Raw genomic sequence first — 20,465 nt, 5'->3', positions numbered from 1 at the left:
CGGACCGCAGGGCGCCGGCCGCGCCGCGGCCGCCGGTGTACCGCCCGAGGTAGTTGAACCCGTACGCGGGCGCCGGGAGTCCGGCGAACCGGTCGCGGGAGCGGAGATCGCGGGAGGCTGGGAGGGGCTGGTGGGAACGGCGGTCGAGCCCGGTGTCACAGGACGGCGACCGGGTTGACGGGGGAGCCGGTGCCGCCCGGGACGTTCAGCGGGGCCACGACGAGGAGGAACTCGTACCGCCCCGCCTCGGCGGTCGCGACGGCGAGTGCCTCCAGGTCCAGGTTGTCCAGCAGCGGCACCCCCATCGCCGCCACCGCCAGGGCGTGCACCGGCGAGTGCACGCCCGCCACGGGCGACGGCCGCACGTCGCTGTCCCCGTCTCCGCCCAGCAGCGCGATGCCCCGTTCGGCCAGCAGGGGTACGGCGTCCACGTGGAAGCCCGCGCTCGCCGCACCGGGGTCCCAGGCACCGAGTTCCTCGCGGCGGCGGACGTGCCCCGACCGCAGCAGCACCGCGTCGCCCTCGCCGATCGTCACGCCGAGCGCGTCCTCCGCGGCACGGACGTCCCCGGCGCACACCGCCTGCCCCGGCTCCAGCCAGGGGACGCCCAGCACGGTGGGGAGGTCCAGGAGGACCCCTCTCGTGACCAGGGGTCCCAGCGCCGACACCGCGCCGAACCGGGCGCCCGCGGCGTCGACGTTCTCGCGGGCCGGCCTGCCGTCGTAGAGGAGTCCCCCGTAGGCGATGTGGCTCAGGGCGTCGAGATGGGTGACGCTCTTGCCGTGGTAGTCGGCGGCGATGAAGTCCTTGTGGGTCGTGGGCTCGGGGCCCTCCACGTCGCCGAGGTCGGTCATGTGGTGCAGGGCGGGTCTCCGGTTGTCCGGGCCCGACCGGGTGTTCCAGGGCAACGCCATCGGGACGACCACGCCGGACCGCACCCCTCCCACGGCCCGTCGCACATGGTCCCCGGTCACCCGGTTCCACGCGCCACGATCGGGCCGGTCCCAGCGACCCCAGGTACGGACCGCCTCGAAGAGAGCGTCGAACTCCTCGCGCGAGAGGGTGGGATGCGCGCTCATGCGGCCACGTCCTCACTGTTCGGGTCGGACACCGGATAGGGAGGGCGAGGGCACGGCGCCCCGTAAGTACCTTATGGCCGTTCGGCACGCCGGAGCGAGCGGGGTGCACGGGGCCCCGGACATGGCAGAGGGCGGCGGCCCGGTTCGGCAGCAGCCCCTGGTGTCACCGGGGTGGCGAGGGCTTTGACCGGTTTCCCGGTGTCCCGGTTTCCTGGTATCCCGGTATCCCGGTATCCCGGTGTGCACGCATCGTTGCTCGTTCCGGCCCAACTGCCGCCGGAGACACCCGACTTCCGCGGCTCCGAGGCACGGCGCCATGCCACCCTCGCTCCACCGGCACCCTTCGTCGCCCGCCCCGCCGGGCGGCACGACGGCGCGGCGGGGGCCATGCCCCGGCCGGGGCGCCACCGGGCGGCGTCTCAGGCGCCTCCGCCCACCCAGGTGTCGACCCAGCCGAGTGGATACGGGTCCGCTCCGTCCGTAGCCGGGGCCGCGGGTTCCCCGCCCGCCGCGTTGAAAGCGGTCAACGCGTCGACGAGCGCGGCCCGTTGTCTCGGGGCGAGGCGCTCGACGACCGTGGCGAGTTCGGCGCGCCGCCGGGTCATGACCTCCTCGACGGCGCGCCGGCCCTCGTCCGTGAGCCGGAGCAGGGTCTCGCGGCGGTTGTCGGGGTTGGTCTGCCGGTCGGCGAGCCCGGCGGCGATCAGCCGGTCGACCATGCGCATCGCGGTGGACGGGGCGACCTGGAGCTGGTCGGCGAGGACGACGAGCTTCGTGGCGCCCCGGACGGACAGCACCACCAGCATCCGGAACTGCGGCAGCGTCACCCGCTCCTCGACAGCGGCGAGGGACCGTGCGGAGATCGCGACCAACAGCCGCGACGCGGTGAGCACCGCGCGCGTCACCTCGTCGACGTCGTCCACGCCACCTGCCGGACCCTCGCGTTCAGTCATGGTCCCTTTCTATCCCGCCGTGCCGTGCGGACCGTCGGCGGATCCGCACAGATTTTCCCTCCTCATGACCGAGGCGGGCCGGTCCCTGACAGGTCGGCCCCCTGGCAGGCGGGGCTGCCGTCGAAGGCGATCAGCACGGCGGACCCCTCCGCCGGCAGCGCCGCCCGCAGGACGCGACCGGACTCGTCCCAGTCGAGCACGGTGGGCCCTGCCGCCTCGAACAGCACCCGGGGCCGGCCGTCGACACGCGGCAGCGCCAGGGTCACCGTCCCGGGCGCCCCGTCGCGCCGCCACAGCGCCAGCAGGGTCGTGCCGCCGTCGGCGGTCAGCGCGAGGGCGAGCCGGTCGTCGCGCCAGCCCGGCAGGCCGAGGGGCCAATGGGGGCGGGCGGTCGGCAGGAGGTGGCGGTACGTCTTGTAGGTGGCGAGGGCCGCGCGGACGAGGGCCGACTGCTCGGGGTCCAGGAGGTCGGGGCGGCCGCTGAGGTGGACGCGGCCGAGCATCGCCGACACCAGCACCGTGCTGAGTTCGGCGGCGGTGTGCTCGGGCTGCGGGTACGCCCAGACCGCGCCCTGTTCCGGGGTGACGGCCGAGGGCGCGGCGGCGGCCACGGCCGGGAGCAGGCGGAAGTCCTGCTGGTCGGTGACCGAGTGGATGGGCAGCCGGGAGAGGATCGCGTGGTCGGTGCGGCTGCCGCCGGCCGCGCAGCTCTCCAGGACCAGTCCGGGATGGCGGTCTAGGACGCCGTCCAGCCAGGCGAGGTGGGCGCGGTTGTGGCCGAGGAGACCGTCGCCCGGGCTGTCGGTGCCGTGCGGCCCGTCGGTGCCCGCGCCGATGTCGATGTTGTGGTCGAGCTTGAGGTAGCCGACGCCGTAGTCCCGTACGAGCCGGTCGACGACCGTGTCGAGGTGGGCGCGGGCGGCCGGATGGCGCAGGTCGAGCTGGTGGCGGCCCCATTCCACGAGGCGGACGCCGTCACGGCGGAAGAACGCCTCGTCGGGCAGCGCGGCGACCGGGCTGCGCACTCCCACGACCTCCGGCTCCAGCCACAGCCCCGGTACCATCCCCGCCTCGCGGATCCGGTCGAGGACCTCCCGCAGCCCGCCGGGGAACCGGGACGGCGACTCCTCCCACTCCCCCACCGCGTCCCACCAGCCCGGTACCCCGCCGGGGCCCACCGTGCCCGGCGGCTCGGCGTCGTACCAGCCCGCGTCGACGCAGAAGACCTCGGCGCCCGCCGCCGCGGCCGCGTCGACCAGGGGCAGCAGTGCCTCGGTGCCGGGCTCGCCCATGAGGCTGTTCATGAAGTCGTTGAAGACGACCGGGAGTCGGTCGTGGTCCGGGTGCGGCCGGCGGGTCGCGCGCCGGTGCGCGGTCAGCGCCCCGACCGCCGCGTCGAGGCCGCCCTCCGGGACGAGGGCCACGGCGGCCGGGACCGTGCGGAAGGAGTCGCCGGGCGCGAGGCGGCGGCGCCAGTGGTGTTCGCGGTCCGTGGGACCGGACAGGCTCAGGTACACGTCGTCGAAGCGGTCGCCCAGTTCGGCGTGCCAGGAGCCGTTGTGCTCGATCTGCCAGAGCAGGGCGCGACCGCCGGCCGTCTCCTCCAGACAGCCCATGGGCAGGTACTCGGACGAGGACCACGCTCCGGTGCTGGTCACGGCGACGCGGTTCTTCGACCCGGTCTGGCCGTACGCGACCATGCCGACGTCGTACAGGCCCCGTTCGGCGAGCGTGGCCCGGGACCAACGGAACTCGCCGCTCCAGGGGTTGGCGGCCAGCCACAGGGAGAGACCGTCCTCCCAGCGCGCACCGGGCGGGAGGCCGCGGGCCAGGTTGGCGAGGGCGAGGGAGGAAACGTATTCCAATGTCACCGCGGAACCGCCCCCGTTCTCGACGTGGGCCTCGGCGTGCAGTACGGGGATGCCCGCGCGCAGCCGGTACACGGCGGTCACCCGCAGCCCGGTGGCCCCGTCAGCCATCCGGACGCGCAGCGTCCGCACCCCGTCGACGTCCTCCTCCTCGTGGCCGGTGCAGCGGAGCGAGCGGGAGAGCGCGCCGTCCACGTGCCGCTTCCCCGACGTGCCCAGCCGCCCACCACCCGCGACCTGGACCTCCACCACGGGCAGCGCGCTCCGGACGAGCCGCTCGCATCGCTCCGGCTCCCGGCCGGGATCGGGCAGGCCGGAAGCCTCCCCCACGGCCAGCAGCCGCGCGGGGCCGACGGGGTCGAGGGAGACGAGGAGCGACAACTCGTCGCTGCCCCAGCGCAGATGGGTGAGGGTCATGGGTGGGCTCCGGCGTCCGAGGAGTGCGGTAAGCGTGCTGCAGTAAACGTTTACTCTACGTCGATGAACCCAAGGAACGACCCCTCACCCTATTGAATGCTTGATTCAGCAGCTCTAGCCTCCTTCGATGGCTTCAATCACCCCTCTCCTCCCACGCTCACGGCGTCTCCCCTGGGCGCTGTTGCTGGCCCTGAGCCTGAGCCTCCCGTCGTTCCCCGCGGCCGCCACCGCACCGCCCCCGCTGTCCGCGCCGTCCGCGCCGTCCTCCGCGAAGCCCCCGTCGGTGCCCGAGCTGTGGCCGACGCCCCGGCAGGTCGAGGGCGACGGACGTCGGTTGACCGTTCCCGACCGGGTGGTGGAGGTCGTCGGGCCCCGCACCGACCCCTCCGCGCGCGAGGTCGTCGAGGCCGCGTTGCGGGCCGCCGGCGCCGACCGGATCGTCACCGTGCCGGCCGGGAAGCGCCCCCCGGCCGCCCGGCTCACCGTCTACGTCGGCGGGCCCGACGAGAACCCGGCGACCGAGGGCGCGCTGCGGCGGCTCGGCGTCGGGTCCCCGGCCGGGCTGCCCGCCGAGGGGTACGTCCTGGCCTCCGGACGCGGCTCCGGCCGTACCCTGCTCGCCCTCTCCGGCGCCGACACCACCGGCACGTTCTACGCCGCCCAGACCCTGCGCCAACTCCTCACCGGCAGACACCTGCCCGAGGTGACCGTCCGGGACTGGCCCACGGCCGCGCTGCGCGGTGTCGTCGAGGGCTTCTACGGCACTCCGTGGTCCCACGCCGAACGGCTGAGCCAACTCGACTTCTACGGCCGCACCAAGCAGAACGTGTACGTCTACTCCCCGAAGGACGACCCGTATCTGCGGGAGCGGTGGCGCGACGAGTACCCGGCCGACCGACTGGCCCAGGTGCGCGAACTCGTGGAGCGGGCCGCGGCCAACCACGTGCGCGTCACCTACGCCCTCTCGCCCGGACTGTCGGTCTGCTACTCCTCGGACGGCGACATCACCGCGCTGGTCCGCAAGTTCGCCTCGCTGTACGACCTCGGGGTGCGGTCCTTCGCGATCCCGCTGGACGACATCAGCTACACCAAGTGGAACTGCGCGGCGGACGAGGAGCGTTTCGGCAGCGGGGGCGGGGCCGCCGGCGCGGCGCAGGCGCATCTGCTGAACCGGGTGTGGGAGGAGTTCTCCGCCGGGCGCACCGGGCTCGATCCGCTGGAGATGGTCCCCACCGAGTACTCGGACCTCGCGGACACCCCGTACAAGACGGCGCTGCGCGAGCGGTTGGACCCGGACGTGGTCGTGGAGTGGACCGGCGTAGGGGTGATCGCTCCGACGATCACCACCGCGCAGCTGCGGCAGGCCCGTGAGGTCTACGGGCATCCGATCCTGGTCTGGGACAACTACCCGGTCAACGACTACGTCACCAGCCGCCTCCTGCTCGGCCCCCACACGGGCCGGGAGGCCGGGGTGGCGCGGGAGTCCGTCGGTGTCACCGCCAACCCGATGGTGCAGGCCGAGGCGAGCAAGCTCGCGCTGTTCACGTCGGCGGCCTACCTGTGGAACGCGGACGCGTACGACCCCCGGGCCGCCTTCCTCGCCTCCGTCCGGGATCTGGCGGGGCCGGGGGCGGCCCGATGGCTGCGGATCTTCGCCGAGAACAGTTGCTCCTCCCAGCTGGACGCCACGGAGGCCCCCACACTGACCGAACTCCTCGCCGCCTTCCACGAGGCGTACGAGGAGGACAGCGGTCTCGACGGGGCCGCGACCGCGCTGCGGTCGTACTTCACGGACATGGCCGCCACGCCCGCGCAGCTGCGCGCCCGTCTCGCCAACCCCGGTTTCCTCAAGGAGACTTCGCCCTGGCTGGACAAGCTCGGCTCCTACGGCGACGCCGGTCTGACCGCCGTGGACCTGCTGCTGGCCGGCAAGCGGGGTGACGCCGACGCGGTGTCGACGTACTGGAACCGGCTGCGCGGCGAGCGCAAGGCGCTGGACGCGATACCGCAGCAGGTGTCGCCGGGGGTGATGGACCAGTTCCTGTACGAGGCGATGCTCCAGCACGCGCCGGACCCCGGCGTCGACGCCTCCTTCGCCCCGGGTTCGCTCTCCTTGAAGCCGGGAGCCTCCGGGGCGGTGGCTCTCCGTTTCTCCTCCGCCGCGGAGGCGCGGACGGTCACCTGGAAGCTCGACGTACCGGACGGAGTGACCGCCTCCCCCACCGAGGGAACCGTGACCGTCCCGGCCGGGGGCGGCGCCTCGGCCGACGTCACCGTCACCGTCACTGTCACCGGGGTCACCGAGGGCGTCCACTCCGTCGTCGTGTCCGGCTCGGGCGTCCTCGACCGGGCGATCCCGGTCCAGGTCACCGACGGGGGCGGGTCGTCGAGGGCTCTGACGGCCAACTTCAGCGGGGCCTCGGTCAGTTCGATCGATCTCTCGTCGGGGAAGAGCACGGACATCGCCGTGGGCGCCAATCCCGGTGAAGTGGTCGTGAGCGCCGACGGCCGGACCGCCTACGCCGCGAACCAGGGCTCGAACTCGGTCAGCGTCATCGACGTGGCGCGCGGCGAGGTCACCGCCACCGTAGGGGTGGGCCGTGTTCCCGCCGGACTCGCGCTGACACCGGACGGCGGCACGCTGTGGGTGGCCAACTACACGGACGGCACGGTGCAGCCGGTGGACACGGGCACGTTGCGGGCGGGCGCGACCATCACGGTCGGGTCGGGGCCGGAGAACATGGCGGTCACCCCGGACGGGCGGACGCTGTACGTGGCGAACATCCACGACAACACCGTCTCGCCGGTCGACCTGGGCGTGCGGAAGGCCGGGGCGGCGATCCCGGTCGGCCCCCGCCCCTTCAACGTGGTGGCCGCGCCGGACGGGAAGACCGTGTACGTGTCCAACTCCGGTGGGTCGACGATCACTCCGATCGACACCGCGAGCAACGACACCGAGCCGACGCTGCTCGTCTCCGGCCAGGCGTACGGCCTCGGGCTGTCACCGGACGGCCGGACGCTGTGGGTGAGCCCCAGCACGGGGGACTACGTCACACCGGTCGACACCGTGACAGGTGCGCCCGGCAAGCAGGTCACCGTCGGCAGGTCCGCGTTCGACGTCGGCCTGGACTGGGCCGGCGGCACGGCCTATGTCACCACGGCCGACGGCAACAGGCTGGTGCCGGTCGACACCGCGACCGGCACCGCGGGGGCGCCGCTGACGACCGGCGCCTATCCGCTGGCGGTCGCGCTGACGCCCGTACCCGTGCCCTAGGCACCCGGGGCATCAGCTTGCGGTGCGCCGGATGCGGCCGGCGTACCGCTTCTCCAGTTCCAGGTTGCCCTCGAAGCCGCCGGGCACGTTGGCGGAGACGTAGACCGGAGGGCGGTGGCCGGAGGCGAGGAGTTGGGCGGCGGCCTCGGCGACGGTCATCTGGACGAGCATGACGCCGGTGAGGGTGGAGAGGGCGCAGATCGCACCGCCGCCCGGCAGTTCCAGCAGGGCGTCGCCGCGCGGGGCCGCGTTGTCGAGGACGACGTCGGCGAGGTCGGCGAGTTTCCTGCCGCTGGGGTGGGTGGCGGGGACGGAACGGGTGTGGGCGAGGGAGGTGAGGGCGAGCAGGCGGTGGCCGCGCTCCTTGGCGTGCAGGGCCATCTCGACGATGACGTTGTTGACGCCGGAGTTGGAGACGACGACGAAGAGGTCCTGGGGACGGGGGGCGGCCAGTTCGTAGAGGCGGACCGCCAGGCCGGGCTCGCGTTCGAGCAGTGGGTCGTCGAGGCCGCCGGGGTGGTCGCCGCCGAAGAGGACGAGGTCGGCCATCTGGATCCGGTTGGTGGGCACGAAGCCGCCGGCGCGGCCGGCGAGTTCGAGGACCATGGCCTGGGAGTGGCCGGTGCCGAAGGCCTGGACGACGCCGTCCGCGCGGACGCAGTCGGCGATCAGCGTGGCGGCGGCGCTCACGTCGGCGCGCGCGGACTCGGTGAGGCGGTGCAGGACGGCCAGGCCCTCGCGCGCGAAGCGGTCGGCGCTCACCGGCTCGGTCACGGACTCGTTGGCGGACTCGACGGACACCTGGGACTCCCCACTGGTGGATTGAACCACCCCATACGCACCTATCAGTGAATCACTGAATCACAGGCGCGGCATCCAGAGCAATGGCGCAGTTCACCCCCGAGTGCGGTTCGCAAAGCCCGGTCCTGGTATTCAGCCGATGCGTCAACGGGTGGCTGGTACCTTCTCTGCATGCCCTCGACCGATGTCACCACCCTGATCCGCACCGAGCTGCCCCGGCTGGCCGGCTCCCTGCGGAAGGTCGGCGAGCTGATCCTGGAGGATCCGGCCGCCGTCACCCACTGCTCGGCCGCGGAGCTGGGCCGGCGCACCGGCACCTCCCAGGCCACCGTGACCCGGTTCTGCCGGGCCATCGGCCTCGACTCCTACCAGCACCTGCTGATCGAGCTGGCCCAGGAGCGGGGCCGGGGCGAGTCCTCGGAGTGGGGCAGCGCCGAGATCGGCCCGGACATCTCCCCCGACGACAGTCTGGAGCGGGTCGTCCAGGTGGTCGGCACCGCCGATCTGCGGGCGATCCAGCAGACCATCGACCGGATCGACCTGGACTCCGTGGAGCGCGCGGCGCAGGCCGTGGCCCGCGCGCGCCGCACGGACGTGTACGGCGTCGGCGGCAGCGGCGCGGTCGCGCAGGAGACGGAGACCCGGCTGTTCCGCATCGGCTGCGCGGTGCGCGGCTGGACCGAGGTGCACGCGGCGACCACCTCGGCCGCCCTGCTCACGCCGGCAGACGTGGCGATCGGCATCTCCCACTCCGGCGCCACCCGGGAGGTGATCGAGCCGTTCGAGCTGGCCCGGGAGCGCGGTGCCACGACCATCGCCCTGACCGCCGATCCCCGTTCTCCGCTGGCCCGCGCCGCCGACATCCGGCTGATCTCGTCGTCGTCGGAGACCAGCTTCCGCACCGGCAGCATCGGCGCCCGCCACTCCGTGCTGATGCTCATCGACTGCCTCTACGTCCGTGTCGGGCAGCTCTCCTACCAGCGGGCGAGCGCCTCCCTGGCGCTGACCGACCACATCGCGGGGGCACACGCGGTGAAGTCCCGGCGCAGCCGCTGAGCGGGGCACGGCACGGCCGCCCCGGGCGAACGACTTTGCATGGATGAATCAACCAATATTCTCACGCATGGTTGATTGAACCACCCCGCGCTGCCAGGATGAGGCTCCCCCCAGCACTCGTAGGAGCCCCATGCGCGTCATCTCTGTCGAGTCGACCGAGCTCTTCGTCGGGACGGAGGACCAGCCGCACCAGGTGGTCGCCGTGGACGTCGAGCACGTCTCGGGCCGGCCGGTCCGGCTGAGCGTGGAAGGCCCCGGTGTCCGTGCCGTCGGACGAACCGTCGTCACCGTCGGCGAGGACGGCACGGTACGCGCCGAGATACCGGTGGCCACGGACGGACTCGCCCCGGGAGACCACCGGGAGATCACCGTCACGGCCGCCGACGGGGACCTGGCGGCCCGGCGGACCGCCGCGTTCACGGTCGCCGAGCCCGGCTGGACCATGTTCATGGTCAGCCACTTCCACTACGACCCCGTCTGGTGGAACACCCAGGCCGCCTACACCGAGACCTGGGACGTCGCCGACGACCCGGCCGTCACGGGCCTGCCCGCACGGACCTTCGACTCGCGCGGCCAGTCCGGCATGAGTCTCGTCCGCGCCCACTGCGACCTGGCCCGGCGCGATCCGGCGTACACCTTCGTGCTCGCCGAGGTCGACTACCTCAAGCCCTACTGGGACGCCTTCCCCGAGGAGCGGGCCTTCCTGCGGCAGCTGATCCGCACCGGCCGCGTCGAGATCATGGGCGGCACCTACAACGAGCCCAACACCAACCTCACCGGCGCCGAGGCGACCATCCGCAACGCGCTGTACGGCGACGGCTTCCAGCGCGGGATCATGGGGGCCGCGCCGGAGACCGCCTGGCAGCTGGACGCCTTCGGGCACGACCCGCAGTTCCCGGGGCTGATGGCGGACGCGGGGGTCACGTCGAGTTCGTGGGCGCGCGGCCCCTTCCACCAGTGGGGGCCGACCCTGTCGGTGTTCGGGGAGGAGCCGCGCGATCCTCGGCGGATGCAGTTCCCGGCGGAGTTCGCCTGGATCGCCCCGAGCGGACGCGGCCTGCTGACCGCGTACATGGTCAACCACTACGGCGCCGGCTGGGCCATCGACAACGCGCCCACGCTCCCCGAGGCGGAGGCCGCCGCGCTCAAGCTCTTCCGGGGGCTGAAGAAGGTCGCGCTCACCCGGAACGTCCTGCTGCCGGTCGGCGGCGACTACGCCCCGCCGTGCCGCTGGGTGATGGGCATCCACCGCGACTGGAACGAGCGGTACGTCTGGCCCCGGTTCGTCAGCGGCGTCCCCCGCGACTTCTTCGCCGCCGTCCGCGCCGAGCTGGAGCGGGAGGGGCGCACCGCCTCCCCGCAGACCCGGGACATGAACCCGGTCTACACCGGCAAGGACGTCTCCTACATCGACACCAAGCAGGCCCAGCGGTACGGCGAGACGCTGCTCGCCGACGCCGAGGCCTGGGCGACCCTCGCCTCCCTCGTCACCGGGCACCCCTATCCCGACGCGGCCCTCGACAAGGCCTGGCGGCAGCTGATCTACGGCGCTCACCACGACGCCATCACCGGATCCGAGTCGGACCAGGTGTACATCGATCTGCTCACCGGCTGGCGGGAGTTGTACGACCTGGCGCGGGAGGTGCACGCCGACGCCACCCAGGCGCTCGCCGACCGGGTCGCGCCGCTGCCGGGCGACGGAACGGACCTGGTCGTCTTCAACTCCGCGACGTGGCGGCGCAGGGACGTGCTGACCGTCGCCGACCCCGGCCGGGTCCCGCTCGACCACACCGGGCTGCCGCTGCCCGCCGTGTCCGAGGACGGCGAACTGAGCGTCGTCGTAACGGAGGTGCCCGGCATGGGCCTCAAGGCGCTCGCGCTGGCGGACGGTTCGGTTCCCGGCTGGACGGCCGGTGAGGGGACGACCATCCGCAACGAGTTCTACGAGGTGACCGTCGACCCCGCGCGCGGCGGCGGCGTGTGCGGTCTGCGCGCGCTCGCCGGAGCCGGGGGCGGCCGGGAGCTGCTCCGGCCCGGGGACATCGGCAACGAGCTGGTGGTACAGGAGGAGTACCCGAGGCACCCGCGCTTCGGCGAGGGCCCCTGGCACCTCACCCCCACCGGTACCACGGCCGCCCGGAGCCGGGACGTGACGGCTGACATCGATGTCGAGCACTCGCCGGCCGGGTCCCGCATCACCGTCCGTGCCGACCTGGGCCTTTTCCGGTACACCCAGCGGCTCACCCTCTGGGCGGGTGTCGACCGGCTGGACGTGACGACGACCGTCGACGGCTACGACGGCGCCGACCGGCTGATCCGCGTGCGCTGGCCCTCGGACGTGCGCGGCGGGCTGCCGGTGCACGAGGTCGCGGACGCGGTCGTGGGGCGGGGCTTCGGCTTCGTGGACGTGGACAGCGAGCAGTTCCCGTGGACGCTCGACAACCCGGCCAACACCTGGTTCGGTCTCGGTTCCACGGCCCGAGTCGCCGTGCACGACGACACCGGCGTCCTGCTCGGCCACCGCTCGATCGGCGTCGCCGAACTGGTCTTCGACGACTGGGACGCCGCCGGCGAACTGGGCACCCCGCTCGCCGCCGCCCTGGTCCGCACCGGCGTCACGGCCACCTCGACGATCGCGGGCGGCCCCCGCTACGGCGATCTGGAGGTCGACTCCAACCTGCCCGACATCCGGATCGCCGTCGGCGGCCCGGAGCGCAACGCCCTGGTCGCCGAGGCTCTCGGCTGGGACCCGGCGGCCGCCCGCGAACTGCACCGCCAACTCGCCGAGGACGGTCTGGCGGCGGTGTGGGTGGCACCCCGCGCCTCCCTGCGCGAGGAGTGGGTGCCCGGGGCCGACCTGCGCGACCTGGAGCGACTGCCGCTGCTCGTGGTGGCCGGCGCCCGCCCCGGGGACGACGCGAAGGCCGTCGACGCGCTGATCGCCGACCTCGACGACGCGACCGTACGGGCCGTCGCGGCCGGGGGCGGCGAGGCGCTGCCGCCGGGCGACGCCTGGGACGGGCGGGGCTTCGCGATCCTGAACCGGGGCACCCCGGGCTGTGTCGTCACCTCCGCGGGCGACCTCTGCATGTCGTTGATGCGCTCCTGCACCGGCTGGCCCTCCGGCATCTGGGTCGACCCGCCCCGCCGCACCGCGCCCGACGGCTCCGGCTTCCAGCTCCAGCGCTGGTCGCACACCTTCGAGTACGCGGTCGTCGCGGGCGAGGGCGACTGGCGCGAGCTGGGCTGGCCGCGCGCGGGGCATGCCTTCAACCATCCGCTCACGGGGCGGTTGCGGACGCCCGAACATCCGCTCACCGCACGGCTGCGGGAGCCTGCCGGGACGGCGGCCGGCCTGCCGAGGACCGTGACCCTGCTGGCGCTGGAGCCCGAGGGCCGGGTGGTGCTGGACGCCGTCAAGCCCGCCGGATCGCCGCTGGCCCGGGGCGGCACCACGCCCGTGGACCCGGCGCGCGAGGTCGTCGTGCGGGCGCACGAGGTGGACGGGCGGCCTGTGCGGGCGCGGGTGACGGGACCGTCGGCGTGGGCCGAGGGCCGTCGGGCGGACGTGCTGGAGCGGGCCGGTGAGGCGCTGGCCCTCGGCGCGGACGGGGCGCTGGAGCTGGACCTCACGGGGTTCGAGGTGGCCACCGTGCGGGCCTCGCCCGTCGACGCCGCTACGCCCGTACGGTCCGGCGGGCCCACCGTCGACGCCTCGGCGGACGGGAGCCCCACGGCGCAGCTCTCGCCGGTGTGCGGGCTCCCCGAGGAGGGCGCCGGTGTCGCCGCGCACGAGCCCGCCCAGCCGGTGCACACCCGGTACTGGCTGCACAACTCCGGTCCGGCGCCCCGGGGGAACATGCCCGTGGCCGTCCACCTCTCGCCGGGCGCGCTGACCGCCGACGGGCCGGTCACGGCGACGGTGCGGATCTCCTCCGAGCTGACCGACACGCCGGTCTCGGGCACGGTCGCCCTGGAGGTGCCGCCCGGTTGGAGCGCCGAGCCCGCCGAGCTGCCGTACGCGCTCGGTGCGGGCGGCTTCTCGCTCACCGAGGTCGCGGTGACGCCTCCACCGGGGGCGGTGCCCGGCCGCTACGCGCTCGCCGCACGGCTGACCCACGGCGGGCAGACGTTCGAGGACGTGGTCACCCTGGACGTGCCCGGCGCGGCGGTGCGGGGCGAGCCGGACGGGCGCACCGGGCCGAGTGTGGTGATGGAGCTGGGTGTCGACCGGGTGGAGGTGCGCCGGGGCGAACGGGTGCGGGTACCCGTTCGCCTGCGGAACACCACCCGGGGGCCGGTGGGCGGGGCGTTCTGGGCGGTGTCGTCGTGGGGGACGTGGGCGGGCGTCGCACCAGGCCTCCAGGGCTTCTCCCTGGCCGCCGGGGAGAGCGCCGAGTGCCTGATCGAGATCGACGGCTCGGCGGTGCACCCGGGCTCGTACTGGCTGATGGCGAAGGCCGGGTGGCACGGCTGCGTGGCCTACACGGAGGCGGTCGTCCTGGAGGTGGGGCCGTGAACGGACCAGCGGCGCGCGGCGGTGGCCCGGGGCCGGACCGGCCCACCCCACCGGGCGGGCACCCGGCCCACGCCCCGCACGCCGCGCACGCCGCGCATGCGGCGCACGCCGCGCTCGTCTGCGGTGAGCCGGTTACCCGGGAGCGGGTGGACGTCGTGCTGGCGGTCGTGCCCGCGCGGGACCGGGAAGTGCGGCCGGAGGGGCAGGCGCGGGCGGAGCGGCAGCGGCGGCGGTGGGCGACTCAGGTGGTCGTCGCCGACGAGCTGGCCCGGCGGGCGTGCGCCGCGCGCGGGCTCGCGCCGCCGCCCGACGAGGCACCGTCCCGCCCGCTCGTGGTGTCCGGCTCCGAGGTCGCCGACCTGGGCAGCATCATCGCGGTGACGCTCGCCCACTCCCCCGCCTCGCGCACCCTGCTGGCGGCGCTGGAGGCCGAGCAGAGGGTGCTGGAGGAGGCCGTACGGGACTACTACGACCGCAATCCGGACCGCTTCCTCACTCCTGAGGCGCTGCGGCGCGGCGTCGACCCGTACGGCGGGGCGGCGCCGGGCGACTTCCTGCCGTACGACGAGGTCCACGAGGACGTCGCGGGCGAGTTGCGGCGAGCGTTGGGACGGCAGGCCTTCTTCGACTGGCTGGACCGGGCGCGGGCCGACGTGGAGTACACGCCGGGGCACGAGCACCCGGGCGACCCCTCGCACCCCGACCACGAGCACCGGCACTGAACACGCCCACCGTTCGCCGAGCCCGTCGGAAACGCCCTGGAATCGAAAAGCAACACGGCCAGGCATTGACCTCCGATGAATTCTGGTCCACCTTTTCATCAATCGGAGTCCAAGTTGGTGATTTGAACCAGCAACTCGACCCCGGCAACTCGACCCCAGCAGCTGACTGATCGCAGGAGGCGACATGCGCGCGAGAAGAGTGACCGGATGTGTGGTGGGCGTCATCGCCCTCACCCTGACCGCCGCCGGCTGCGGCCTGTCGGGCGGGGGGTCCGACAGCGGGGACGCCACCGCCGGCGACTGCGAGGTCGACCAGGGCAACGTCGGCTCCGGCAAGCTCACCGGCGACGTCAAGGGCACGATCACCTTCCAGACGACGAACCTGAAGAAAGACTTCGGCGACTACTTCAACGGCGTCATCGAGGCCTTCGAGCAGGCCCACCCGGACACGACCGTGAAGTGGGTCGACGACCCGGGCGACGCCACGTTCACCCAGCGCCTGGTCGCGGACGCGCAGGGCTGCACGCTGCCGGACGTCGTGAACATCAACGTCAACACGGCGATCGCGCTCACCAAGAACGGCTATCTGCTCGACCTGGACAAGAAGGCCCCGGACGCCGGCGAGCCGTTCGTGCCCAACCTCTGGAAGTCGAGCAGGTACGCCGACTCCACCGGCGCCGAGGTGCACAGCGTGCTCCCCTGGTACTCCGGCGGCATCGTGCAGACCTTCAACACCGAGCTGCTGAAGGAGGCCGGCCTCGATCCGGCCAAACCTCCGACGACCGTGCTCGGTCTGTTCGAGGACGCGCAGAAGATAGCCGAGGCCTCCGACGGCAAGTACTACGCCTTCCTCGCCAACCCGCAGCTGCGCATCCCCGCCGACTGGCAGCAGATGGACATCAAGATCCTCTCCTCCGACGGCAAGAAGTTCACCTTCGCCGACGACCCGAAGACCGCGCGGTGGGTCGAGGCGATGACCAGGCTCTACAAGGCCGGCGGCATGCCGAGGGACTCGCTCTCCTCCACGCAGGACCCGGCCAACGTCTACGGCCAGGGCAAGCTGGTCTACGGCCCGACGAACCCCAACTTCCTGCGCTTCATCCAGCAGAACAACCCGAGCGTCTACAAGAAGACGGGGGTCGCCCGCTTCATGCTGGACGACCTCGGCCACACCGTCGGCGCCCCGCAGTACATCGGCGTCGCGTCCACCAGCAAGAACGCGGCGACCGCGCTGTCCTTCGCGCAGTTCCTGACCAACGCGAAGAACCAGCTGGAGTGGGCGAAGGACCCGAACGTCGTCATCTTCCCCTCCACCACGGCCTCCCTGGACGACCCCTTCTTCCAGTCGGTCAAGGGCGACGACCCGTTCGCCGAGGCCCGCAAGATCGTCGCGAGCGACCGCAAGACCTCCACGGCCGACGAGATCGCCCTGACACCCGGTGAGCTGAACGCCATCACCGCCCAGATCCAGCTGGCCATGCAGGGCAAGAAGAGCGCCCAGGACGCCCTGGACGAGGCTCAGAAGAAGGCCAACGAGCTGATCGAGCAGGGCAGCTGAGTATGACCACCCTCTCTCCCCCCACCAAGGGACCGGGGGTCGCGGTCTCCTCCCGCGACCCCCGCCCCGGGGAACCGACCGGCCGGCGCCGCCTGTTGCGGGCCCTCAAACCGGGCCCCAGCGCCGACGCGGGCGGCGCCGCGCTGTACCGCCGCTGGTGGCTGCCGTGGCTGTGGATGTCCCCGGCGATCATCGGCATCAGCGTCTTCGGTCTGTACCCGTTCCTGAACACGCTCCTGCTGTCGTTCACCGACGCCAAACCGCTCGGCGGCGCCGCCTCGTTCGTGGGCCTGGACAACTACACCCGGATGCTGGGCGACTCCGACTTCTGGCTCGCCACCCGCAACAGCGTGCTGTACGCGGTGATCGTGGTCCCGCTGATGGTGCTGCTGCCGCTGATGCTGGCCGTGCTGGTGGAGAAGAACCTGCCCGGCATCGGCTTCTTCCGCTCCGCGTTCTACACCCCGGTCCTCGCCTCCAGCGTGGTAGTGGGCCTCAGTTGGCAGTGGCTGCTCAGCGACCAGGGCCTGGTCAACACCTGGCTGCAGAAGGCCCACATCATCCGGTCGGCGATCCCGTTCCTCTCCGACTCGTGGCTGATCCTGCTGTGCGCGATGGGGCTCACCCTGTGGAAGGGCCTCGGTTGGTACATGATCTTCTATCTGGCCGCGCTGGGGAACGTGCCCAAGGAACTGCACGAGGCCGCCGCCGTGGACGGCGCGGGCGCGGTCCGCCGCTTCTGGCACGTCACCGTGCCGGGCGTGCGCACCTCGATGATGCTGGTCGGCACCCTCACCGGTATCGGCTCGCTGCGCGTGTTCACCGAGATCTACATGCTCGGCGGCGCGACCGGCGGGCCCGGAGGCGCCGACCGCACCCTCCCCTTCTACATCCGGGACATCGCCCTCGACCCGCTCACCGGCAACGCCGGCTACGGCTCGGCGGTCAGCGTCGCCCTCTTCGTACTCACCCTGGGCCTCACGCTGCTCGCACAGCGACTGACGAAGGAGGACGAGTCGTGACCACCGCCGTGAAGGACCCTCGGACGGCCACGGCCGCGCCCCCGGCCGGGAGGCGGCGGCTGATGCCGCGCTGGAGGGACTACGGCCGCCCTCGCGAACTCGTCGTCCGATACCTGCTGTTGCTGTTCGTGCTCGGCATCACCGTCGGCCCGCTGCTGTGGCAGTTGCTGTCGTCGCTGAAGGGCGTCGGCGAGGACGTGTTCGGCGAGAACGCCTCCCTCTTCCCGCACGACCCGACGCTGCGCGCCTACCGTGAGGTGTTCGCGCAGGTCCCGGTCTGGACGTACATCCGCAACAGCCTGGTGGTCGTGGCGCTGTCCGTCACCAGCCAGCTGGTCTTCTCCACGCTCGCCGGCTACATGCTCTCCAAGCCGAGCTGGAAGGGCCGCAAGCTGGTCTGGGTGCTGCTGATGGCGTCCATGATGTTCCCCTTCGAGTCGATCATGGTGTCGCTGTTCCTGAGCATCCGTGACCTCGGTCTGGTCGACAGCCTGGTGGGGGTCTGGCTGCCCGGCTTCGTCGCCGCCATCAACGTGCTGATCATGCGGGCCGCGTTCCTCGCCGTACCGCGCGAGGTCGAGGACGCGGCGATGCTGGACGGGGCGGGCGAGTGGAAGCGGTTCCGGTATCTGTACCTGCCGTCCGCGTGGGGCGCGATCCTGGTGGTCACCATCAACACCTTCATCAGCGCCTGGGACGACTTCCTGTGGCCGCTGATCGTGCTGCGTACCGAGGACCACTTCACCCTCACGCTCGGCCTGTCCCGCCTCACGTCCTCCTCCTTCGGCTACGACCAGCGGATGGTGATGGCCGGCTCGGTGATCTCCGTGGTCCCGGTGCTGGTGCTGTTCGTCATCACCCAGCGGTGGTTCTACAAGGGTGTGTCCTCCGGGGCCGTCAAGCTCTGATGTCTCGGAGGTCCACGACGACGGGTACGACGTCCAGCGCCTCCCGCGCGGAGCGCGCGACCCGGATCTCCACGGTGTCGGTCCCGGCGGGCACCTCGAACGCCAGACGGACCGTACGGCGCTCGCCCGGCGCCAGGCCGACACCCTCGAACGCGCACAGTTCGAGGGTGCGCGGCCAGCTGCGGGTGATCAGCCTGCGCAGGTACACCTGCACGACAGAACGCCCGTACCGGTCCCCGGTGTTGGTGACGTCCACCTCGACCGTGCGCCCCGAGACCCGGGGCGCGCCGTGGTCGAAGGTAGTGTACGACAGCCCGTGCCCGAAGGAGTACGCCGGCTCGGCGCTCCCGTCGACGTACCCGCCGTACTCGGTGTCCTTGTGGTTGTAGTGGACGGGGAGCTGGGCGACCGAGCGGGGGACGGAGACCGGGAGCCGGCCGACGGGCTCGCCGAGTCCGAGGAGCACCTCGGCGACGGCCTCGCCGCCCCACGGACCCGGGTACCAGGCGGTGAGCAGTGCGGCAGCCGGTGCCTCGGGCAGCACATGCGGACGGCCCTGCATCAGGACGACCGCGGTGGGCGTGCCCGTCGCCACGACGGCCTCCAGCAGGGCCTCCTGCGCCGTGCCGAGCCGTAGGCCCGCGAGGTCGACGCCCTCGCCGCAGGTCATCTCCGACATCACGGTCCGCGCGGCGCCGTTGGCGTCGAACTCCGTGTCGGGGTTGCGGGCGCTGCTGCCGCCCAGCACGAGCACGGCCAGGTCGGCCGCAGCGGCTTCGGCGACCGCGGCCGGGACGCCGGTGAGGTCGGCGCCGGTGAGGGCCGCGCCCTCGGCGTGACGGACGTCCGTGCCGGGCGGGGCGAGGCGGCGCAGGGCGTCGAGGACGCTCGCACCGGTGCCGGGACGCTGCGGGGCGGTGTAGTCGCCGAGGTGGTGGCCGGTGGTGGCGGCGTGCGGGCCGAGCACGGCGACACGGCGTACCGAGGGCCCGACGGGCAGGGTGGCGGCCGGGTTGCGCAGGAGGGTCACGCAGGCGCGGGCGAGGTCGGTGCTGAGGGCGCGTCCGGTGCCCTCGGGGAGCGACGCGCGGCGCGTGTAGGGGTTCTCGAACAGACCGAGGCGGAACTTCAGGCGCAGGACACGGGCGACGGCGGCGTCCAGGGCGGCCTCGTCGACCATGCCGCGCTCGACGGCCTCCTCCAGGTGGGTGAAGCCCTCGTCCCAGAGGCTGAGGTCGACGCCCGCGTCCAGGGCGAGGGCCCCGGCGGAGACCTTGTCGCCGGTGATGCGGACGAGGCGGTCGACGGCGAGTCCGTCGGCCATGACCAGGCCGTCGAAGCCCCAGCGTTCACGGAGCAGTCCCGTGAGGAGGGCGCGGTTGCCGGAGCAGGGCATGCCGTCGACCTCGTTGTAGGCGGCCATGACGGCGGCGGCGCCCGCGCGGACTCCGGCACGGGCGGCCGGGAGGTGGATCTCGTGCAGTTCGCGGAGGCCGAGTTCGGACTCGGCGGAGTTCCGGCCGCCGACGGTGGCGCCCTGGCCGGCGAAGTGCTTGAGGACGACGGGGGCGCGGTCGGGGGCGAAGTGGTCTCCGGGGCCGCCCTGCATACCCCGGACGAGCGCCTCCGTCAGGCGGGCCGCGAGGTACGGGTCCTCGGTGAAGCACTCCTCGGTACGGCCCCAGCGCGGGTCCCGGGCGATGTCGAGTGCGGAGACGAGGGCCACGTGGCCGCCGCGGGCGCGGAGTTCGGCGGCGGCGTGCGCGGCGGCCCGCTCGTAGAGGTCGGGGTCCCAGGTGGCGCCGACGGCCAAATTGACGGGCAGGACCGTGCCGTCGAGTGCCATGTGGCCGTGCGGCACCTCCTCGACGAAGAGGGCGGGGATCCCGAGCCGGCTGCGCTCCAGGACGTGGCGCTGGACCAGGTCGGCGAGGTCGGCGCTGTCCTCGGCGCCCGGCCCGTCGCCGTGGCCGTCGCCGTGGCCGTCGCCGTGGCCGACGCCGGACCAGGCGTCGGCCCGCATCAGACCGTAGAGCGCGCCGAGCCCCGCGAAACGCTCGGTCTCGGCGGACAGGGCCTCGGTGAGTTCGAAGTGCCCGGCCGGGGTTCTGCGGTAGGCGTCCCAGCCGTACATCCGCTGGTTGAGCTGCCCGACCTTCTCGCGCCGGGTCATCCGGGAGAGGAGGTCGGCGCCCCTCTTCTCGACCGGGGCGGACGAGTCGCGGTACGGCGGCTGCGCGGGGGCGACGGCGGCCGGGGCGACCGGCTGGTCCTGAGGGGGCATGGGT

General features: G+C 73.0%; 11 protein-coding genes and 1 pseudogene. 7 read left to right on the top strand and 5 right to left on the bottom strand.

The features are described 5' to 3' along the window. Positions 1 to 155: 155 nt before the first annotated feature. The 3 genes from P1P70_RS20625 to P1P70_RS20615 all read right to left on the bottom strand — a co-directional run bounded on the left by P1P70_RS20625 (position 156) and on the right by P1P70_RS20615 (position 4,317). Entirely contained in the window at positions 156 to 1,079 is a 924-nt protein-coding gene (locus tag P1P70_RS20625) for a cyclase family protein (protein WP_319239884.1), read from the bottom strand. A gap of 419 nt (positions 1,080 to 1,498) precedes the next feature. Then, complete coding sequence (locus tag P1P70_RS20620) at positions 1,499 to 2,032, bottom strand: MarR family winged helix-turn-helix transcriptional regulator (protein WP_319239882.1); 534 nt, start codon at positions 2,030 to 2,032, stop codon at positions 1,499 to 1,501. 62 nt (positions 2,033 to 2,094) lie between these two features. Further along, a complete protein-coding gene (locus P1P70_RS20615) occupies positions 2,095 to 4,317 on the bottom strand; it encodes a glycoside hydrolase family 36 protein (protein WP_319239880.1) in 2,223 nt (740 codons plus the stop codon). 127 nt (positions 4,318 to 4,444) lie between these two features. On the opposite strand from P1P70_RS20615, the gene P1P70_RS20610 reads away from it, so the two are divergent. Further along, complete coding sequence (locus P1P70_RS20610; protein WP_319239878.1) at positions 4,445 to 7,591, top strand: beta-N-acetylglucosaminidase domain-containing protein; 3,147 nt, start codon at positions 4,445 to 4,447, stop codon at positions 7,589 to 7,591. A gap of 12 nt (positions 7,592 to 7,603) precedes the next feature. On the opposite strand, the gene P1P70_RS20605 is transcribed toward P1P70_RS20610, so the two are convergent. Continuing rightward, entirely contained in the window at positions 7,604 to 8,392 is a 789-nt protein-coding gene (locus tag P1P70_RS20605) for an SIS domain-containing protein (RefSeq protein WP_319239876.1), read from the bottom strand. A gap of 171 nt (positions 8,393 to 8,563) precedes the next feature. On the opposite strand from P1P70_RS20605, the gene P1P70_RS20600 reads away from it, so the two are divergent. The 6 genes from P1P70_RS20600 (at position 8,564) to P1P70_RS20575 (ending at position 18,177) form a co-directional block, all read left to right on the top strand. Further along, entirely contained in the window at positions 8,564 to 9,448 is an 885-nt protein-coding gene (locus P1P70_RS20600) for a MurR/RpiR family transcriptional regulator (RefSeq protein WP_220650273.1), read from the top strand. A 130-nt stretch (positions 9,449 to 9,578) separates the two neighbouring features. Continuing rightward, positions 9,579 to 13,967: an NEW3 domain-containing protein gene (locus P1P70_RS20595; RefSeq protein ID WP_319239874.1), complete on the top strand. Its 4,389-nt coding sequence runs from the start codon at positions 9,579 to 9,581 to the stop codon at positions 13,965 to 13,967. A gap of 146 nt (positions 13,968 to 14,113) precedes the next feature. Beyond that, on the top strand, positions 14,114 to 14,689 hold the full coding sequence (locus tag P1P70_RS20590) for a peptidyl-prolyl cis-trans isomerase (protein WP_319239890.1): 576 nt from the start codon (positions 14,114 to 14,116) through the stop codon (positions 14,687 to 14,689). Positions 14,690 to 14,873: 184 nt separating this feature from the next. After that, entirely contained in the window at positions 14,874 to 16,247 is a 1,374-nt protein-coding gene (locus P1P70_RS20585) for an extracellular solute-binding protein (protein WP_319239872.1), read from the top strand. Between the two features lie 2 nt (positions 16,248 to 16,249). Further along, entirely contained in the window at positions 16,250 to 17,269 is a 1,020-nt protein-coding gene (locus P1P70_RS20580) for a sugar ABC transporter permease (RefSeq protein WP_319239870.1), read from the top strand. Positions 17,270 to 17,331: 62 nt separating this feature from the next. Then, positions 17,332 to 18,177: a carbohydrate ABC transporter permease gene (locus P1P70_RS20575; protein WP_319239888.1), complete on the top strand. Its 846-nt coding sequence runs from the start codon at positions 17,332 to 17,334 to the stop codon at positions 18,175 to 18,177. Here P1P70_RS20575 and P1P70_RS20570 read toward each other — a convergent pair. Next, positions 18,141 to 20,461: pseudogene (locus P1P70_RS20570) on the bottom strand (glycoside hydrolase family 3 N-terminal domain-containing protein). The gene P1P70_RS20575 and the pseudogene P1P70_RS20570 sit on opposite strands and share 37 nt — an antisense overlap. Positions 20,462 to 20,465: the final 4 nt, after the last annotated feature.

The sequence above is a fragment of the Streptomyces sp. MB09-02B genome, from assembly GCF_033794485.1.
In the GTDB taxonomy this organism is placed as follows: domain Bacteria; phylum Actinomycetota; class Actinomycetes; order Streptomycetales; family Streptomycetaceae; genus Streptomyces.
This window is presented reverse-complemented; position numbering and strand designations above follow the sequence as displayed.

What these genes read in the sequence shown, in the direction of transcription:
- P1P70_RS20580 (WP_319239870.1), top strand. Translation starts at nt 16,250, where the DNA reads ATGACCACCCTCTCTCCCCCCACCAAGGGACCGGGGGTCGCGGTCTCC.
- P1P70_RS20585 (WP_319239872.1), top strand. Translation starts at nt 14,874, where the DNA reads ATGCGCGCGAGAAGAGTGACCGGATGTGTGGTGGGCGTCATCGCCCTC.
- P1P70_RS20625 (WP_319239884.1), bottom strand. Translation starts at nt 1,079, where the DNA reads ATGAGCGCGCATCCCACCCTCTCGCGCGAGGAGTTCGACGCTCTCTTC.
- P1P70_RS20600 (WP_220650273.1), top strand. Translation starts at nt 8,564, where the DNA reads ATGCCCTCGACCGATGTCACCACCCTGATCCGCACCGAGCTGCCCCGG.
- P1P70_RS20575 (WP_319239888.1), top strand. Translation starts at nt 17,332, where the DNA reads ATGCCGCGCTGGAGGGACTACGGCCGCCCTCGCGAACTCGTCGTCCGA.
- P1P70_RS20615 (WP_319239880.1), bottom strand. Translation starts at nt 4,317, where the DNA reads ATGACCCTCACCCATCTGCGCTGGGGCAGCGACGAGTTGTCGCTCCTC.
- P1P70_RS20595 (WP_319239874.1), top strand. Translation starts at nt 9,579, where the DNA reads ATGCGCGTCATCTCTGTCGAGTCGACCGAGCTCTTCGTCGGGACGGAG.
- P1P70_RS20620 (WP_319239882.1), bottom strand. Translation starts at nt 2,032, where the DNA reads ATGACTGAACGCGAGGGTCCGGCAGGTGGCGTGGACGACGTCGACGAG.
- P1P70_RS20610 (WP_319239878.1), top strand. Translation starts at nt 4,445, where the DNA reads ATGGCTTCAATCACCCCTCTCCTCCCACGCTCACGGCGTCTCCCCTGG.